Below are 17,320 nucleotides of genomic sequence, written 5' to 3'. Positions count from 1 at the left end.
GCAGCGGCCTGTACAGCCTGCCCCCGTACAAGCGTTGCTGCTGGTGAACGGGGCACAACCCCGGCAACCTCCCTCCCGTGACCACCCCCAACACCTCGCACGCAGACAAAGTGGCGTACCCCGACCGCGAGTTCATCATGCTCTTCACCTCCACCCCACGCCGGCGCCCGCCTCGCCCGACTCCTGGTCGGCGAACGGCTGGACGCCTGAGGCCACCCCTACCGTTCCCCCGTCCACGACACGTTCTCGCTCATCACCGGCGAACTCTGCGCCAACGCCGTACAGCACGGCCACGTCCCGGGACGGGACTTCCACGTCCGCCAGGCGCACCCTGGCCCGTCTCACCGCCCGGGATTCGAGGACGGCATCGAGGAGTTTCCGCTGTTGCGCGACAGCAGGTGCTGCAGCCGGGCCGACTCCGCCGCCTGCTGCTCGAACTTCTCCATCAGCGCGGCCAGTTGCGTGGCCATCGCCGTGATCTGAGCGTCCTGAAGCCGGGCGAGCACAATCAGCTCTTCCCGGGACAGCGACTCGAGATCGGACACGGCAAGATCCAACCACATCACCACCCGACCCCGCTCACAAGCCGTCATCAGCAGCCCGAAGCGATCACGCTCCGATTACCTGCTGAAGGTTTGCCCGGCAACCTCACCCAGCGGACGTCGCAGCAAGCCGCGCGCAGCCGGGAGCTGAAGCCGAAGCCGCCTTTACGGCAGCCGCAACGTCCGGTCAGGGTTCGACGCTTCGCGTACGGGCCTGGGCCGGCGGCGGCCTGGCGGTTGGGCTGGTCTGCGGCCAGCGAGCAACTTGCAATACTGTCAGATCGATCTGATCAACTTCATAGGGGAGATCATGACGGTCACGGTTCCTGACTGGGCAGACACCTTGTTGGATCTGATCGGTGTCTCGTGGCCGAACGTCGATGAGGACGCCTACAGGGACATGGCGGACGCGTTGCGGGAGTTCGCCGACGACCTGGAGGACGACGGGAAGCTCGCCAACAATCACGTGCAACGTCTCCTGTCCTCCGGGCAAAGCCTCGCCCTTGACGCTCTCAACCGCCACTGGGGCAAGGTCAAGGACAAGCACCTCAAGGACATCGCCTCTGCGGCACGTACCATCGCGGGCGCGCTGGATACGGCTGCCACCGTGATCGAGGGGATGAAGGCCGCAGCTCTTGTGCAACTCGGCTATCTGGCCGGGGAGGCAGGGATATCGCTGTCCCTCATACCCGTGACCGGCGGTCTGTCCATGCTGTTCGGCGCCGCAGCCATGCGAGCAACGCAGGAGGTCGTCAAGCGGCTGATCAAGGAGGCCGGGGAAGAGGCGGTCGCCTACATCGTCTCCGCGATGACCGAACCCGCTGTCGCTGCTCTCGAGAACCTTGCCGCCGACCTCGTTGTGCAGATCGGCGCCAGCGCCATGGGACTGCAGGACGGGGTTGATTTCGGACAGGCCAAGGAAGCGGGCAAGGACGGTTTCGACGACGGTGTCCGAGGGGCCAAGGACGCTATGCACCTGGCCTCCGCGAACGGTGGGCACGGGGGGGGCCGCCAGGCCTGAAGTCAAGTTTCATATCGAGCACGACGAGCACGACACCGCCTCGACCCGGCTGAACGGTGTCAGCGTGGACATCCATGGCAAGACCGCCGGAAAGCTCACCAAGGCCAAGACCGCGCACGGGCGCGCACGAGGGCGCGACAGCATCGCCGAAGTTCTCGACCCGGTCGCAGACAAGGCGATGGAAGCGCTCGAGAAGGCCGTCAAGACGATGGGCGACCACGTCGGCACGACCTTGCCCAAGTCGGTCAAGCAGATATCCATAGACCACAAGAACATTGAAGACGTCATACGTGCCAGCTTCGGCAACAAACACAAGGACGACGGCAGGGCAGGCGAAGAGGGCCGGCGCGGTCCATCGGACCGCGGTAACGGTGAAAGCGGCGTGCGGACCAGGCCCGACTCCTTGCACAACGCCAAGGTCGACCTCCGGCGCCACAGCATTCCGCTCGAGAAGAAGACATGCAGGAACGATCCGGTCGATGTGGTCACGGGGGAGATGACCCTGCAGCACACGGACCTCTCGCTTCCCGGCACGCTGCCCCTCCTGCTTACTCGTACCCACCTTTCGTCATACCGGTACGGCCAGTGGTTCGGCCTCACGTGGGCTTCCACGTTCGACGAACGCATCGAACACGATCCGACCGGTGGCGGTGCGATATGGGCTCGCGAGGACGGGTCGCTTCTCGTCTACCCGGCCCTCCCGCAGCCAGGTGGTGAGCCGGTCCTGCCCCTGGAAGGCCAGCAACTCGCCCTCGCCCATGGAGGCCAGTACGAGGACAGGACGACGTATACCGTCACCGACGTGTGGTCCGGGCTGACCCGGTCGTTCACCGGAAGTCCCTACCATCTCTCCACCGCCTATTGGCTGACCACAATCGAGGACCGCAACAGCAACCGCATCACTTTCACCCGGCGACCTGACGGCTCTCCCACCGCCGTCAGCCATGACGGCGGCTACATCGTCCAGGTCACCACTGAGGCCTCCCGAATCAGCGCGCTACACCTCAGAACCGCAGATGGACCGGTCAAGGTGCGCACGTACGGATTCGATGAGATCGGCAATCTCCAGGAGATCAACAACTCCAGCGCGGCGCCACTGCGACTGACCTACGATCCGCAGGCCCGCATCACCTCGTGGACGGACCGCAACGACTCCACCTTTCGGTACGTGTACGACGGCGAAGGCCGCGTGGTGCGGACGGTCGGCCCGAACGGCTTCCTGTCCTCGACGTTTTCCTACGGTGATGTGCACCACGAAACCGGACACCGGATCACCCGGTACACCGACTCCACCGGCGCCACATCCGCCTTCTACATAAACGAGTCGCATCAAGTCGTCGCCGAGTCGGACCCCCTGGGCGGCATGACGCACTACGAGTTCGACGCCTTCGACCAGCTTCTGGCCCAGACTGATGCCCTGGGCCACGTCACTCGTTTCAATCGCGACGCCGGAGGCGACCTGGTCGCTCTGGTCGCCCCTGACGGCGCACGCACCACCGCCGTGTACAACGAGCTGCACCTGCCCGTCGAGGTGACCGAGCGTGGGGGTGTGCGGCGACGCTACGCCTACGACGGCAGTGGCAACCTCGTAGCCGACATCGATCCGACCGGAGCCCGGACGGCATACGAATACAACGACCGTGGCGGCCTGACCGCTGCACGCGACGCCGTCGGCGACGTAACGCGGATCGCCCCGAACCGCGCCGGTCTGCCCCTCACCATCACTGAACCCGACAGGTCGACCACGACCTGTGCCCGGGACGCCTTCGGCCGTGTCACCGCCGTCACAGACCCCATGAGCGGCACACTGCGCCAGGATTGGACCGTCGAAGGCAAGATGTCCTGGCGTGAGCTACCCGATGGCACCCGGGAGGAGTGGACCTGGGACGGCGAGGGCAACCTGCTCACGCATACCGACCGGATGGGCAACACCCGGGTTCAGGCCGTCACCCACTTCGACCGAGCCGCCCTGACCCGTGCCCCTGACGGAAGCACCTGTACGTACACGCATGACACCGAACTACGTCTGACCAAGGTCACCAATCCACAGGGCCTGGAGTGGGATTACACCTATGACGCAGCCGGCCGGCTCGTGGAAGAGACAGATTTCGACGGCCGCACCCTCTCCTACGAGCACGACGCACTCGGCCGCCTCGTACGACGTACCAACGCCTGCGGCCAGCGCCTGACCTTCGAACGCGATGTCCTCGGACGAGTCACCAGGCTCATACATGACGACGGGTCCGCTTCCAGCTTCACACATTCCGACACCGGTCACGTGTCGGATATCTCGAACGCACACGCACGGATCTCGCTGAAACGGGATGCGGCAGGAAGAGTCGTTACCGAGACCGTCAACGGGCGCGCTCTGACTTTCGACTACGACGCTCTGGGGCGCCGCATCTACCGGCGCACGCCATCGGGCGCGGACAGCCGGCTTGGCTACGCTTGGGGCGGACTCGTTGAGTGCGACCTGGGGGAGCACAGGTTCCGGTTCGAGAGAGACGCGCTGGGCCGCGAAACGACACGCACTATCGACGACACGCTTACCTTCAGTCATAGCTGGAACCCGGTCGGCCGCCTGATCCAACAGACCATGCGCAGCCCGCAGGCCGAGGTCCTGGAGCGGACCTTCACCTACCGTCCGGACGGCTCCCCTGCCGCAATTGCCGACAGCGCAGCCGGCCGCCGAACCTACACCGTGGACTCGGCGAGCCGGGTCACAGCAGTGCAGGCTCGTGGATGGACCGAGCGATACGCCTACAACACCGTAGGCGACCAGACCCAAAGCTCTCTGCCCGTCGGCGCACCCGGCCAAGACGACGCCGGGTCACGGGACTTCCAGGGCAGCCGGATCACCCGAGCAGGCCGATCCCGATACACCTACGACGGGCAGGGCCGCATAACGCGCCGTGAGACCACCACGCTGAGCGGCAAGGTACTGGCCTGGCAGTTCCAGTGGGATGCGGAGGACCGCCTCACCGACGTGCTGGCACCCGACGGCTTCCTCTGGCGGTACCTCTACGATGCGCTCGGCCGTCGCATCTCCAAACAGCGTTTGGACGCAGAAGGCCACGTTGTCGAGGAGACCACCTACTGTTGGGACGGGGCACAGCTGGCCGAGCAGTGCTCCGGGGGCACCACTCTGGTGTGGGACTACGTCGGGCTTCGCCCCCTGGCGCAACGCGAATCCAAGACCGATGCCGCCCAGCAGGAAATCGACCGGCGCTTCTTCTCGATTGTTACCGACCTCGCCGGCAGCCCCAGCGAACTCGTCGGCAGCGACGGTGCGACAGCCTGGCGAGCCCGCAGTACCGCGTGGGGTGCCACCCAATGGAACCGCAGCAGCACTGCGTACACCCCGCTGCGCTACCCGGGTCAGTACTTCGATGCCGAGACCGGGCTCCATTACAACTTCAACCGCTACTACGATCCTTGCCTCGGTCGCTACATCACCACTGATCCGCTCGGTCTGGCTCCTGCGGTCAACCACTACGCATACGTCCCCAACCCCTTCATACTTACAGACCCGCTCGGGCTCGCGGGCTGCGAAGCGGACCCGACATGGGGTGGACGGGTTGTCTTCACCCGGGACGCACACGGGCGCCCGTACGAGATGCACGCGACTATCACCCGCGACATGCTCGACCAGGGCACCGACGCACGGCAATCGATAAAACCGTCCGGTTTCATACACGGCACCAGGTACAACCAAGGCCGCGGTCACATGCTGGCAAATATGCTGGGCGGATCCGGCGACACCCTGGACAACCTCTTCACAATTACACAGAACCCCACAAACACCCCAGTCATGAGGGATTTGGAACAATCGATCTATAACGCAGTCAAGGGAGACGCCCGGCAGGGCATTCCCGGGGAGATTGTCCAGTACAGCGTCTATCTCGAGTACACCGATGACAAGAAGGACTCCGTACCCAAATGGATCACCATGGAGGCTGACGGAGACGGAAGCTTCCAGCTCCGCGACGAACTGAAAAATCCAGAACACGCCAATCAACAACTGCGACGCGGCCGAGGAACCCCATGAGCACCATCTCAGCGCTGACCCTGCTCTGCCCGCCCCCTCCGGAGCCACCGCGCCCTGTCGACTGGGACACGGTCGAGGCCGAGCTCGACATGCGGCTGCCCGAGGACTACAAACAACTCGCCACCGTCTACGGACCCGGGGTCTTCCTCGACTATCTCCACGTCTACCATCCCCACGGCGACACCGAGTTCATCAACCTCACGGGGCCCATGCCCGGCAGGATCCGCGCACAGCTGCAGCGTGACTACGAACGCGGCACGCACCCCGTCCCGTACGACCCACGGCTCCTGTTCACCATGGGCGCCACAGACAACGGCGAGTACCTCTTCTGGATCACCGACCCTCAGGATGCTCCCGAAAGGTGGCGCATCGCCGTCAACGAAGCCCGCGGACCCCGCTGGTTCACCTTCGACGGCTCGCTGACCGACTTCCTCATCTCCGTCCTCACAGGTGCAACCGCAGTCCCCCAGTTCCCGGGGGGCCTCCTGGACCAGAAGATCGGCTTCGTTCCCTACGAACCGACCAACTGGCCGACCGCACCGGCCCCGGTAAGTCCTCCCCGCAATACCGAAGTCATCCGGAACTGGGCGCGCGCCAACGGATACGAGGTCCCTCCCCGAGGCCGCCTCCCAGCCGACATCCGCGAGGCCTGGGAGCGCGCAAACCCCACTGAGAGGTCCTGATCTCAAGGGTGCGCCGAGGCTGTCGGTTGAGGGGGCAATGCATCGTAGGGGCGTCCAGCACACGCATCAATACACTCCTGGATCGGTGGGATTCCATCACTGCTGAACCAACTGCCAGTGACCAGGGATACGGTTGTCCGTGATCGTCGGCTTTGCCGACGCCGCCCTTGCTGGGACATGTACACGAAAGGCGCCGTCGTGAAGCCCACTCTGGCCGCCGCGCAGGTGCGCGGCAGTCTGACCCAGTACCTCACGACGACGTATGCGCTGGCCGACGAGGACACCAGGCTGGCACTGGAGCGGTTCCTCGAGGACCCGGAGTCGGGGATCTTCCGGGGGCCGTTCCTCCGGATCCGTACGCCGTTTCACACGGCGGACGACGGGTGGCAGTCGGCCCTGGAGTGGGAGCCCGGGTTTCCGCCGTACCGGCACCAGGCGAAGGCGTGGGAGCGGCTGAGCACGCTGCGCGGGGCGGCCGAGCCGACGCTGGTGACGACAGGGACGGGGTCGGGCAAGACCGAGTCGTTCCTGGTGCCCGTGCTCGATCACTGCCGCCGGCAGAAGGCGCTGGGGCGGCAGGGCGTGAAGGCCGTGCTGCTGTACCCGATGAACGCTCTGGCGACGGACCAGGCCGGGCGTATCGGTGAGTATCTGGCGCAGCCGGAGCTGACGCAGGTGTCGGCGGGCCTCTACATCGGGGATCGGCCCGACACCGACTTCCGGCGGGTGATGACGCGGCGCGAGGAGATGCGCAGGACGCCGCCGGATGTGCTGATCACCAACTACAAGATGCTGGATCTGCTGCTGCAGCGGGCCGAGGACCGGCCGTTGTGGGAGGGCGCGGATCTCACGTACGTGGTGCTGGACGAGTTCCATACGTACGACGGGGCGCAAGGCACGGATGTGGCGATGCTGCTGCGCCGGCTCGGGGCGACGGTCGGTGCCTCGCGGGCGGGGCGGCCTCTCGGCGACATCTGCCCGGTGGCGACGTCGGCGACGCTGGGTGAGGGAAGTGGGGGGGCTGGGCGGCATTCTGGAGGTTGCCGAGCAGGTCTTCGGGGTGCCGTTCGGGGCGGATTCGATCATCGGTGAGGAGCGGCAGGACGCCGATCAGTTCATCGGCGAGGTGAATTACGACCTGCCCGATCCGCCCACCCCGAAGGAAGTCATCGAGGCGTCCGGCGGGCCGGGGGTCGAGTCCCGGCCGGACCGTCTCGACCTGGACGGGTTGGCGTATCTGCTGTTGGAGAGGCGCGAACTCGATCCCTTCCAACTCGGGCGCATGCTCAAGCAACACGACTTCACACATGCCGTGCTTGCCCTGCTGGACGGTGAGCCTCTGGACGAGTGGGGACTGCGCGACCGCATGGCCCGCTTCGGGTACGCGTGGGCGCGTACGGCCCGGGAGAATCCACGGCTGGCGCTGGAGGCGTTGTCCCGGTTCGTGGCGCTGCTGTCCGCGGCGCGGGATCCGGCGTCGGACGAGCGGCGGCCCCGGCCACTGCTGCACATCGAGGCGCACCTGTGGGTACGGCCCGTGAGTCGGGTGCTGCGCGGGGTCGGTGCGGCGCCGGAGTTCCGGTGGTACGAGGACGAGCGGACGGCAGCCAGGAAGGCGGCGCTCGGCGCGGCGCCGCAGGAGGAGGCGGAGGGGCGGGACAGCGCGGACTGGCCTTCCGGTGACTCCCGCCGTGGAGATCAGCCATGTCGACCAGCTGGCCCTGCGGATCGTGCGCGAAGCCGAGCCCGGCAGCCGTAAGCAGACCATCGACGACAACCAGGCCGTGCGCGAGTGGCGGTCGCTGCTCGAAGAGCTCGACGAGTCGGGCTGGGACGCCGAGTTCCTGCAGGACGAGTGGTCGCAAGTGATCCTGGGGCAGGCCGTCACCTCCCGTACGGAGTACTTCCGTGCCCGCAGGGCGGGTCGCGGGCGCACCCTCACCCGCTCCGAGCGCGCCGACATCTGGCAGCTCGCCGAGCGCTTCACCCAGCGCCTCGACCGCCTCGGCCGGCAGACCTGGGACCAGGTGTCCGAGCGGGCGGCGCGTCTGGAGATGCAGCGCGAGCAGCGCATTCTGGCAATCGACCAGCAGCGGGAGGAGGCCGGAGGGCTGGACAACATCCACCTGCAGGCCGGCTCCGGCGGCTGGCTCCGATACCGCTACCGGCACATCGTCGTGGACGAGGCGCAGGATCTGCGGCCCGCGCACTGGAAGATGCTGCGCGCGATGACCGCGCACAGCCGCAACGACCTCTTCCTGGTCGGTGACACCCACCAGCGCATCTACAAGAACCAGGTGACGCTCGGCAGCCTCGGCATCAATATCCGTGGCCGCGCCTCGAAGCTGAGCCTGAGCTACCGCACGACGCGCCAGATCCTCCGCTCGGCGCTCGACGTGCTCAGTCAGGAGAAGTACGACGACCTCGACGGCAGCGAGGAGACCCTGGCCGGATACCGCTCCGTCCTCAGTGGAGGAGTACCCGATCTGCACGGCTGCGAGGACTGGTCCGCCGAGCGTGAGGAGATCGCGGCACTGATCGACAGCTGGGGTGACATCCCCCGCGAGCAGATCGCGATCTGTGTGCCCACCAACACCATGGCGCGTGAGGCGGGACAGACCTTGGCGGAGCATGGCATCCGAGCCGTCGAGATCGGCCCGGACGGTCCGCGCGGCGACGCCGGTGTCCACATCGGCACAATGTTCCGCTTCAAGGGCCTCGAGTACCAGCGCATGATCGTGGCCGGTGTCAGCGACGGCCTGATCCCTCGGGACGACGTGAACCGGAGGCGCACCGCCGATCCGGTGCGCTACCGGCGCGAAGTCCAGCAGGCCCGCTCGCTGCTGTTCGTCGCCACGACCCGTGCCCGCGACAGCCTGGACATCTTCTGGCACGGCACGCCCAGCCCGTTCCTGGCGCCCCTGGTCGCCACCGTCGCCGCCTGAGCTCCGGGGCGGCAGCCATAAGACCGACCGGCTGTCGCCTCGGCCGTTCACAGGAGCTACGGCCCCTGCGGGACAAGGAAGGGGCGGCGCGGATCTTCCGTCACTCCCGGCTCACCATGCCGGACCTGCTGATGGAAACCGGGCCCGGCGGCCGGCTGACACCGGTGTCGCCGAAAAGGCACTGTCAGTGCCCGGCTATACGGTGCATTCATGGACATGCGAGACCCACAGGAAGTAGGCATCGCGTTCGGCGCGATGATCCTCGGCTGCACGGTGAGTTCCGAACCGCCCGATCCGTCGTCCCCGCTCGGGCGCATCCGGGCGTTCACCGCCGAGCACGGCGAGGACGCGCTCACGTCTGACCATTTCGCCGCCGCCCTCGACGGACGTCCGCTGCCGCCACCTTGAGCGGCCCGTGCTCGGGGCCCTACCGAGCTCGGGCCGCACCGAGTCGGCGGCGCTTCACCGGTTCTGCCGCGCCGAGAACGTCACATGGATCTGCCAGTCCCCGGTCCGCACCGACAGACCGTCCGTCAGGTCCTTGTCGCCGTCCCGCGCCGTGTCGGTGAGCCAGAGGTTGACGGCCGCGCCGAGAACCACGGCGTCGAGCGGTGGCCGCCGTGTCCCCCACTCCCGCTCGGTGCGGGCCTCCAGCTCGCGGCCGCCGCGCAGGCGGATCAGACAGCGGGTCGCGTCGAGTGCCGCGACCAGGACATTCACGTGCTCGGATCGCCGGCTCTCGCGGTCGACCCACTCGGCGGCCGGGAGTTCGGCCTCGATGCCGGTCCGGACGACGACCTCAGCGGCCTGTCTCCACAGCAGATGGTTCACTTCCTCCGTGACTGCGTAGAACCCTCTGGCCTCGGTGTGGTCTCCGGCGACCAGCGGCCGGCGCCGGACATCGACGGTTCCCGTCCCGTCGTGGGCGCCGGTGATGTCGTAGGCCGTGGGTGTGGGGTGGCGCGCCGGTTCGGGTGCCGGGACGGGGGCGGGGTGTGGCGCGTGCGGGGGCGTACGTACGCCGCACGGTGCCAGGAACGCGTACATCCGGTCCTGTGTCATCGCACCCGAGGCATCGACGGAGGCGAGTTGGCGGTCGACGACCGCTCTCAGGGCTTCGGGGTCGTAGCGGCGTGCCGCGTCCAGGAGTTGGGCGTACACATCGCCGTCGGGGTCGAGCCGGGGAGCCCGGTGGCCGAACGCGGCGGCGGGGGACGCGGGATCCAGTTCGTCGAGCCCGGTCGCGGCCAGCAGGGTGACCCGGTCGGCAGCCGCCGAGTAGAAGGACGTGGAGCCGTGGTCGCCCACCACCCAGTCGCTGGCCACCACCGCCGCGCGCCAGCCCTCCTGCGGCGGGATGATCATGAGTCCGGCGTCCATCGCATCGCCCAGCCGGTCGAACACGCCGTCAGGGGTGTGGCGTGCCCAGACGTTGGGGTGGAAAACGGCCGCGACCGCGAACTCGTCGACGGGCAGTGAGGTGACGAGTCGCAGTGGCAGGCCGGGATGGCGGCCGAGGAGCGAGTGGCTGCTCCAGGTGGAGTGGATGACCACCAGCCGGCGACCGTTGACGGCGCCGAGTTGCGCACGGTAGTGATCGCGGCGGGACATGCTGGCCCTTATCCGCTGGAAGCACCAGTCGCCCACGGCCACGGCGTACGGGACCGCTTCCGGACAGGTCTCGGCGAGCCGGTCGATCTGGTCCTGGTGCGAGACCCCGATGGCTGCGGGAACCACCTTGCCCCGCCACATCAGTTCGCGCCGGGAGAGACCTGCGGGCGTCTCGGTGTCCCCGGTGGACTCCGCCACCAGACGGTTGTAGCCGGCCCCGTGCGGCAGCACCATCAGCGGGGCGTCCAGCCGCCTCATCGTCGGATGCACCGAACAGGCGACGGCCAGATCGAACGAACGCCGGGTGGCCTCCTCCCAGGTGAGCACCCGTACGCCCATGGCGGAGAGGTACTCGCCGAGCCCGTCACCGAACGCCGAGCCCGGGTTGACCGTGTAGTACTTCTCGATGCCGTCCTCGGCGCGCAGCAGCCGCATGACGTCGAGCACGCGCGTCGCGGAGGTGAGAGTGCGTGCCACGCCGAGGACCGCGGCCTTCGGTGGCTCCCAGGTGTTCCAGCGGGACCGGTCGCGCCGGGTGGACCGGATGGCCCGGCGGCGCAGCATCGACGGCACCAAGGTCAACAGTGGCTCCGGAACAGTGAAAGGGGTGGGCGGTGGCGGTCGTCGGTGCGGGTCACCCGGCCGGTGGTGCCATGCCCACCCGCCGACGGAGCTCCCGCAGCTTGTTGTCGCAGGCTTCGCGCAGCGGCGTGTCGTCCGTCCGTTCCGCCAGCTCCGTGAGGAGTGAGAGTGCCTGGTCGAGCTTGGCGTACTGCTTGGACCGCGCGGCCTGATCGGCCGCCGCGGCGACGGTCCCGACGGCACGTTCCCATCTCTCCAGGCCGATCAGGGCCCGGGCCGTGACCAGGCCGATACGCGGCTGCATGGCTACGTCGCCACTGTCCCGGGCGGTGGCTGCGGCGCCGTCCAGCACATCGAGGGCCTCCTGCCAGTGGCCTCCCGCGACCAGGGCCTGCCCGATGTTGTAGCTCTGCACCACGATGCCGTGCCGGTCACCACATGCGGCGTTGGCGTGGAGTGCGCGCTCGAAGAGGTCGCGGGCGTCACCGGAACGTTCGGCGGACAGCGCGATCAGTCCCCGGGTCTCCCACACCGCACCGCTCAGGCGGGCATCGTCCACCAGGCCGAGCAGAGCGGTTGCGGCCTCCAGCTGGCACTCGGCCCGTTCGAACTCGCCCAGTTCGTACTCGGCCCGGGCCAGCTGGTTGCGCATACGGACCTCGACGTCCGGCCGGCCTTCCCGTTGGGCGGCCTCTGTGCCGAGCCGGTGTGCCTCGATCCAGTCGGCGTGGTGCTTGCGGCTGTGGTAGAGCGCCCACAGCGATTCGCAGATCCGCCACACGGCGTCGTACCACCGTTCCGCGGCGGCGAGTCGCAGTACGGAGAGGAGATTGGCCCGCTCGGCGTCCAGCCAGTCCAGGGCGTCGGCGCGGTCCGTGAAGAGGGGTGCGCTCGGGGAGAGATCGCTCAGCGAGCGCGCCGGAGGCTCCTGCAGCCGCATACGAGGTCCGAGAATCATGGCATCCGCGAGTGCCGCGGCATCGACGTAGAAGTCGACGACCGCGCGCAGGGCGGCCCGGCGCCCCTCCTGGGGAACGGCCGCCGCCCGCATGCGGGCATGCGTACGAACGATGTCGTGGAGCCGGTAGCGGGGGACGCCGTCCTGCGCCTCCACGGCAACGGCCAGATGCGCCATGAGCAGGTCCCCGAGGGCGTCGTCGACGTGCACGGCGCCGGCGGCCCGGAGCACGGCACCTGTCACGGTCTTCACCGGGAGGAACCCGAGCAGGCGGTACAGATGCTGCGTACGGTCGCCCAGCCCGCCGACCACGGTGTCGAGCGCGGCCCCGACGCTTCCGGAACCAGTGCCGCCCGTCATCGCCCCACCCATCCGTGCCTCGGTCACAGCCGTGTACCCCGGCTCCTCCCCCGTGGTGCGTTCGTGCTCGGCGGCGAGATCGCGCACCACGTCGTCGAGCCGCAGCTGGGGCCGCCCGGCCAGCCACTCCCCCACGGCGCGCAGGGCGAGCGGCAGCCCGCCGCACAGTCGTACCAGTTCGGCGGCGGCTTCCTGGGCAGCCGTGACGTGCCATCGGCGTACCAACTGCACACCCGCGCCCACGTCGAGGGGGTCCACGACGATCGACACCGCTCCGTCCATTTCCAGCGAGGGCAGGCGTCTGCGGCTGGTGACGACGAGGAGACCTCTGGGCGGCATCAGCGGCCGCACCTCCGGGGCATGATGCGCGTTGTCCGCGACCACCAGCACGGCGCGATCGGCCGTGATGCTCCTGAACAGCCCCGTCCGCTCGGCGAGTCCAGGGGGCACGTACTGCTCATGCACTCCCAGGGCCCGCAGAAACCCGGCCAGCACCCCGGCGGTGTCCACGGCCCCGTCCCGGCGGTGGTCGTCGAGGTCGACGTACAGCTGACCGTCCGGGCAGCGCTCCTTGACGTCCTGTCCGACCCACTGCGCCACCAGCTGTGTCTTGCCCACCCCACCGAGCCCGGTCACCACGACGATGCCGGGCGACTGCTCCACGGAGTACGAAGCCGCGACCGCGCGAAGGGCGGCGAACTCCGCGGTGCGGTTGACGAAGCAGCGGCTGGGCGGCGGCACCTGGCTCGGTGGCACGCCCGGCGCACCGGGCGGCAGCACGATCTGTTCCACGTGTCTGGCCATGACCAACGGTCCGGCCACCACCGCGTTCCCCGAGAGGGTGTTGTGCACGGCCCCCTCGTCCTCCGTACCGCAGCTGATCACCCGTACTCCCTCCCCGACCCGGTATCCGCGGGGTCCAGACTAAGGGCTGTCCCGTAATCCCTGGCGGGCGCACGACGTCTTTGAACCGCTCCATGGCTGAACCCGGTGGTCCGGCGTCACGGGAGTCTCCGTGACCTCGTCTACGATCCTTCGCGTGTGCGCAAACGTCATAGTCGCCGAAGACGACGAGAAGCAGGCCGAACTCGTACGCCGCTATCTGGAACACGAGGGCCATGCGGTCACGGTCGTCGGGGACGGCCTGGCGGCCCTCGCCGAGGTCCGGCACCGGGAGCCCGATCTGCTGGTGCTCGATGTGATGATGCCACGGGCCGACGGTCTGGACGTGGTACGTGTGCTGCGCGCCGAGCACCGGGAACTGCCGGTGCTGATGCTGACGGCCCGCAGCACCGAGGACGATCTGCTGCTGGGTCTGGATCTCGGTGCGGACGACTATGTGACGAAGCCGTACAGCCCGCGTGAGTTGATGGCACGCGTACGGACCCTGCTTCGTCGCACCCGGCGGGTTGCGGCAGGTGCCGAGCCCGCCGCAGATCAGAAACTGAAGGTGGGTGCGCTCATGGTCGACCCGGTCCGGCACGAGGTGTCGGTCGAGGGCCGGTTCGTGGAGTGCACGCCCGGTGAGTTCCGGATTCTCGCAGCCATGGCGGCCGAGCCCGAGCGGGTCTTCACCCGGCAGCGGCTCCTGGAGGAGCTGCACGGCTTCGACCGGTACATCAGCTTTCGCACCGTCGATGTGCACATCATGAACCTGCGGAAGAAGATCGAGTCCGCACCGCGTCGGCCGGCCCGGCTGCTCACCGTTTTCGGTGTCGGTTACAAGCTGACGGACCCGGCAAAGAATGCTTCGCGTGCGTCGTCGTAGCCGGTTGCGTGGCGCTTCCCTTCGTCGTGGGCAGCCGGCGCGGCTGCCGCTCCGCAAGAGTCTGTTCGGCCGTCTGCTGGCGGTGTCGGCGCTGGTGGCGGCATGTTCGGTGGCCGCCACGGCCTGGCTTGCCGTACAGACCACCTCCGGCGCCATCAAGCAGGAGCAGGGGCAGAATCTCACCGCCGACGCCCGGATCTACAACACCCTGCTCGGATATGCGGCAACCCACCCCACCTGGGACGGCGTGGACCGCACCGTGCGTGAGCTGGCGCGGCAGTCCGGCCGGCGGATCGCGCTCACCACCGAGCAGCGCCGGCCCCTCGCCGATTCCGCCGGCCGGACGTCGCCGCCCGCTCTGCCGCCCCAGGCATCGGCGATCGTCGATCCGTTGTCCGTGGACACGGTCCTGTCCCAGACGGTGGGCCGGGCCGGTGTCACGGCCGACCGTGTCGACCCGCGCGCGGTCGGGCCGTTCCGGCTGCCCGCGGCTGAACGTACGGCGTTGCAGCGTGCCGCCGAGCGGAGTGTGGCGTGCCTGAGTCGGTCCGGCGTCGCGGCGGATGTGGTCCAGGGGCCGAGTGGGCGCCCGCGCATAGAGGTCGTGGGCAACGATCCCGACCGGGTGCAGAGCACCAGGTGCGCGTCCGACGACTTGGACGAACCGACAGCGACCGAGCGAAAGGCTCTGGGGGCGCTCAATCAGCTCGCCGACGCCTGCCTGAAACGTCAGGGCCGCACGGGCGTAAAGCTCAATCCGGACCTGTCCTGGGGCGACGGTTTTGAGCCGATGCCCAGCGCCGGTGTCTCCGCCCGGTCGCCCGCCCCCGCGCCGAGCGTCCGTACCGGCGACGACGACCGGGCCACCGCCTCCTGCGTGGGCACGGCCCGCCGTGAGCAGCTCAGTTCCTATGTCGCCTCACCCGCACTGCTGTTCATCGGTGACGAGGGCGGCAAGACCGTTCCCGGCTTCGATCTCTCCCCGGCGAACACTGCGAAGATCGCGGGTGCCGCGGCGCTCGTCCTGGCGCTCACCGTCGGAGCCACGATGCTGGCCGGGGCCCGGCTCGTACGGCCGCTGCGCGCCCTCACCGGTGCGGCACAACGGATGCGGGACGGGGAGGACTCCGCGCCCGTGCTGGTCACCGACGACAACGAGATCGGGCGGCTCGCCGCGGCCTTCAACAACATGTCGGCCCACCGCGCCCGCCTCGAAGGACAGCGCAAGGACATGGTCAGTGACGTCGCCCATGAACTGCGTACCCCGCTGAGCAATATCCGCGGCTGGCTGGAGGCGGCACAGGACGGTCTGGCGGAGCCCGACCCGGCGTTCATCTCCTCGCTCCACACGGAGGCCATGCAGCTGCAGCACATCATCGACGATCTCCAGGATCTGGCTGCGGCCGACGCGGGGGCGTTGCGGCTGCACCCCGAGCCGGTACGCATCGAGGACGTCCTGAGCCAGGTCGCCGCGGCCCACCAGGGGCGGGCGGAGACGGCTGGAGTCACCTTGACCGTCCTCCAGGCGACGGCCGGCACTCCCCTTCCCGAGCTGACGGCCGACCCGGTCCGGCTGCGTCAGGTCATCGGCAACCTGCTCTCCAACGCGGTGCGTCACACCCCGGCGGGTGGAAATGTCACATTGCAGGCGTACGGCTCCGAGTGCGCGGCGAACGACGTGGTGGTGGACGACGTAGTGGTGGGCGACGTGGTGGTGGACGACGTGGTGGTGGGCGAAATCGTTGTGGACGTCACCGATACGGGCAGCGGCATCTCGGCCGCTGATCTGCCACATGTATTCGACCGCTTCTGGCGCGCCGAGAAGTCCCGCAACCGCCGGACCGGCGGCAGCGGGCTGGGGCTGGCGATCGTACGGAAACTCGTCGAGGCGCACGGCGGCTCGGTGAGTGCGGTGAGCGTCGAGGGGCAGGGTTCGGTGTTCACGCTCCGGCTGCCGGCGGATCCTGCGCGGACGGCGTCGGGTGAGTGGGGAGAGGCTGGTGAGTCGGGCGAGTCCGCAGGGGGCTCGGCGGGCGTGCCGGGGAGCGCGTCAGGCGACTGCGGGCCCGAGCGTGCCGCGGGCAGCCGTGGGAGCGGTGCGGGCCAGGCCTGATGCGATGACCACAGCGATCTGACAGCTTCTTCATAACTTCACGCCAGCCTGTCGGCATGTCTTGCGCCCGGTGCGAACCGGCTTGCGGGCACCAACGAGGCCGACCTGGAATGGAGCCATTCCCATGCACCACCGATTGTCCCTGCGTACCGTCGTCCTTGCCGCTGTCGCGGTCGGCGCGGTACTCGTCCCGTCCACCACGGCCTTCGCCGACAGCGCGCCCGCCTCTCCGGCGCCGTCCGTCGAGCCGTCCGCCGCAGCCGCCCGGGCCGGTGCCACCACCGCGCCCACGCCGGGCGCGGAGCCGTCGGTTGTACCCCGTGGCGGTGTCGCCGCGGGCGACAGTCCCGCCCCGGCGGTCGAGCGTCCGGCCGCGGCCAAGCGTTCCGCTGGCGCCGCTCCGCGCGGTGGCGTCGCCGCGGGCGAGCGACCGGCCGGGACCTCGGGCGACAGCACCACCGCCCTTGCCGGGTCGGCCACGGCAGCCCTTCTGGTCGCGGGAGCGGGAACGTTCGTGCTGCGCCGCCGCTCCGCCGCGCAGCAGGGCCGCTGAACTGTCGACGCGTCAGTCATGTCACGACAACTGACATGCACGGCAGTTGACCACTCACGGCGCTTGACCACTCACGACAACTGACCGCTCACGGCAGTTGACCTTCCCTCGTGGCGCCGCCCCGTCCCGGGCGGCG

10 protein-coding genes and 2 pseudogenes are annotated in these 17,320 nt (G+C 68.6%); 9 read left to right on the top strand and 3 right to left on the bottom strand.

Annotated elements, in window-relative coordinates; all coding sequences use genetic code 11:
* Positions 1-341 precede the first annotated feature (341 nt).
* Positions 342-545 (bottom strand): hypothetical protein, encoded by a 204-nt coding sequence (locus tag ABTZ94_RS16080; protein WP_351201510.1) that lies wholly within the window; start codon positions 543-545, stop codon positions 342-344.
* Between the two features lie 307 nt (positions 546-852).
* Between ABTZ94_RS16080 and ABTZ94_RS16070 the strand changes: the two are divergent.
* The 6 genes and pseudogenes from ABTZ94_RS16070 (at position 853) to ABTZ94_RS16045 (ending at position 9,647) form a co-directional block, all read left to right on the top strand.
* Positions 853-5,611, top strand: a pseudogene (locus ABTZ94_RS16070) (RHS repeat-associated core domain-containing protein).
* A complete protein-coding gene (locus ABTZ94_RS37860) occupies positions 5,608-6,294 on the top strand; it encodes an Lsr2 family DNA-binding protein (protein ID WP_502967252.1) in 687 nt (228 codons plus the stop codon). The pseudogene ABTZ94_RS16070 and the gene ABTZ94_RS37860 overlap by 4 nt, the downstream one beginning before the upstream one ends.
* A 198-nt stretch (positions 6,295-6,492) precedes the next feature.
* Positions 6,493-7,386 carry a DEAD/DEAH box helicase gene (locus ABTZ94_RS16060; protein WP_351201504.1) on the top strand — a complete coding sequence of 298 codons (894 nt, stop codon included), beginning with the start codon at positions 6,493-6,495 and terminating at the stop codon, positions 7,384-7,386.
* On the top strand, positions 7,307-8,053 hold the full coding sequence (locus ABTZ94_RS16055; RefSeq protein WP_351201502.1) for a hypothetical protein: 747 nt from the start codon (positions 7,307-7,309) through the stop codon (positions 8,051-8,053). Before ABTZ94_RS16060 ends, ABTZ94_RS16055 begins: the two co-directional genes overlap by 80 nt.
* Positions 7,986-9,239 (top strand): annotated as a pseudogene (locus ABTZ94_RS16050) (3'-5' exonuclease); the annotation flags it as partial. The gene ABTZ94_RS16055 and the pseudogene ABTZ94_RS16050, both read left to right, overlap by 68 nt.
* 210 nt (positions 9,240-9,449) lie before the next feature.
* Positions 9,450-9,647 carry a hypothetical protein gene (locus ABTZ94_RS16045; protein WP_351201500.1) on the top strand — a complete coding sequence of 66 codons (198 nt, stop codon included), beginning with the start codon at positions 9,450-9,452 and terminating at the stop codon, positions 9,645-9,647.
* A gap of 54 nt (positions 9,648-9,701) precedes the next feature.
* Here ABTZ94_RS16045 and ABTZ94_RS16040 read toward each other — a convergent pair whose 3' ends face one another.
* Together ABTZ94_RS16040 and ABTZ94_RS16035 are read right to left on the bottom strand one after the other, a co-directional pair.
* Positions 9,702-11,414 carry a hypothetical protein gene (locus ABTZ94_RS16040; RefSeq protein ID WP_351201528.1) on the bottom strand — a complete coding sequence of 571 codons (1,713 nt, stop codon included), beginning with the start codon at positions 11,412-11,414 and terminating at the stop codon, positions 9,702-9,704.
* A gap of 70 nt (positions 11,415-11,484) precedes the next feature.
* On the bottom strand, positions 11,485-13,635 hold the full coding sequence (locus tag ABTZ94_RS16035; RefSeq protein WP_351201498.1) for a regulator: 2,151 nt from the start codon (positions 13,633-13,635) through the stop codon (positions 11,485-11,487).
* A gap of 154 nt (positions 13,636-13,789) precedes the next feature.
* On the opposite strand from ABTZ94_RS16035, the gene ABTZ94_RS16030 reads away from it, so the two are divergent.
* The 3 genes from ABTZ94_RS16030 (at position 13,790) to ABTZ94_RS16020 (ending at position 17,184) form a co-directional block, all read left to right on the top strand.
* Positions 13,790-14,518 (top strand): response regulator transcription factor, encoded by a 729-nt coding sequence (locus tag ABTZ94_RS16030; protein ID WP_351201496.1) that lies wholly within the window; start codon positions 13,790-13,792, stop codon positions 14,516-14,518.
* Entirely contained in the window at positions 14,496-16,631 is a 2,136-nt protein-coding gene (locus ABTZ94_RS16025; protein WP_351201494.1) for a sensor histidine kinase, read from the top strand. The genes ABTZ94_RS16030 and ABTZ94_RS16025 overlap by 23 nt, the downstream gene beginning before the upstream one ends.
* Before the next feature lie 124 nt (positions 16,632-16,755).
* Positions 16,756-17,184 carry a hypothetical protein gene (locus ABTZ94_RS16020; protein ID WP_351201492.1) on the top strand — a complete coding sequence of 143 codons (429 nt, stop codon included), beginning with the start codon at positions 16,756-16,758 and terminating at the stop codon, positions 17,182-17,184.
* The last annotated feature ends 136 nt before the right edge of the window (positions 17,185-17,320 follow it).

Origin of the sequence: Streptomyces sp. NPDC002785 (assembly GCF_040295565.1) — a bacterium.
GTDB lineage: Bacteria > Actinomycetota > Actinomycetes > Streptomycetales > Streptomycetaceae > Streptomyces.
This window is presented reverse-complemented; position numbering and strand designations above follow the sequence as displayed.

What these genes read in the sequence shown, in the direction of transcription:
- ABTZ94_RS16040 (WP_351201528.1), bottom strand. Translation starts at nt 11,414, where the DNA reads ATGCTGCGCCGCCGGGCCATCCGGTCCACCCGGCGCGACCGGTCCCGC.
- ABTZ94_RS16045 (WP_351201500.1), top strand. Translation starts at nt 9,450, where the DNA reads ATGGACATGCGAGACCCACAGGAAGTAGGCATCGCGTTCGGCGCGATG.
- ABTZ94_RS16025 (WP_351201494.1), top strand. Translation starts at nt 14,496, where the DNA reads ATGCTTCGCGTGCGTCGTCGTAGCCGGTTGCGTGGCGCTTCCCTTCGT.
- ABTZ94_RS16020 (WP_351201492.1), top strand. Translation starts at nt 16,756, where the DNA reads ATGCACCACCGATTGTCCCTGCGTACCGTCGTCCTTGCCGCTGTCGCG.
- ABTZ94_RS37860 (WP_502967252.1), top strand. Translation starts at nt 5,608, where the DNA reads ATGAGCACCATCTCAGCGCTGACCCTGCTCTGCCCGCCCCCTCCGGAG.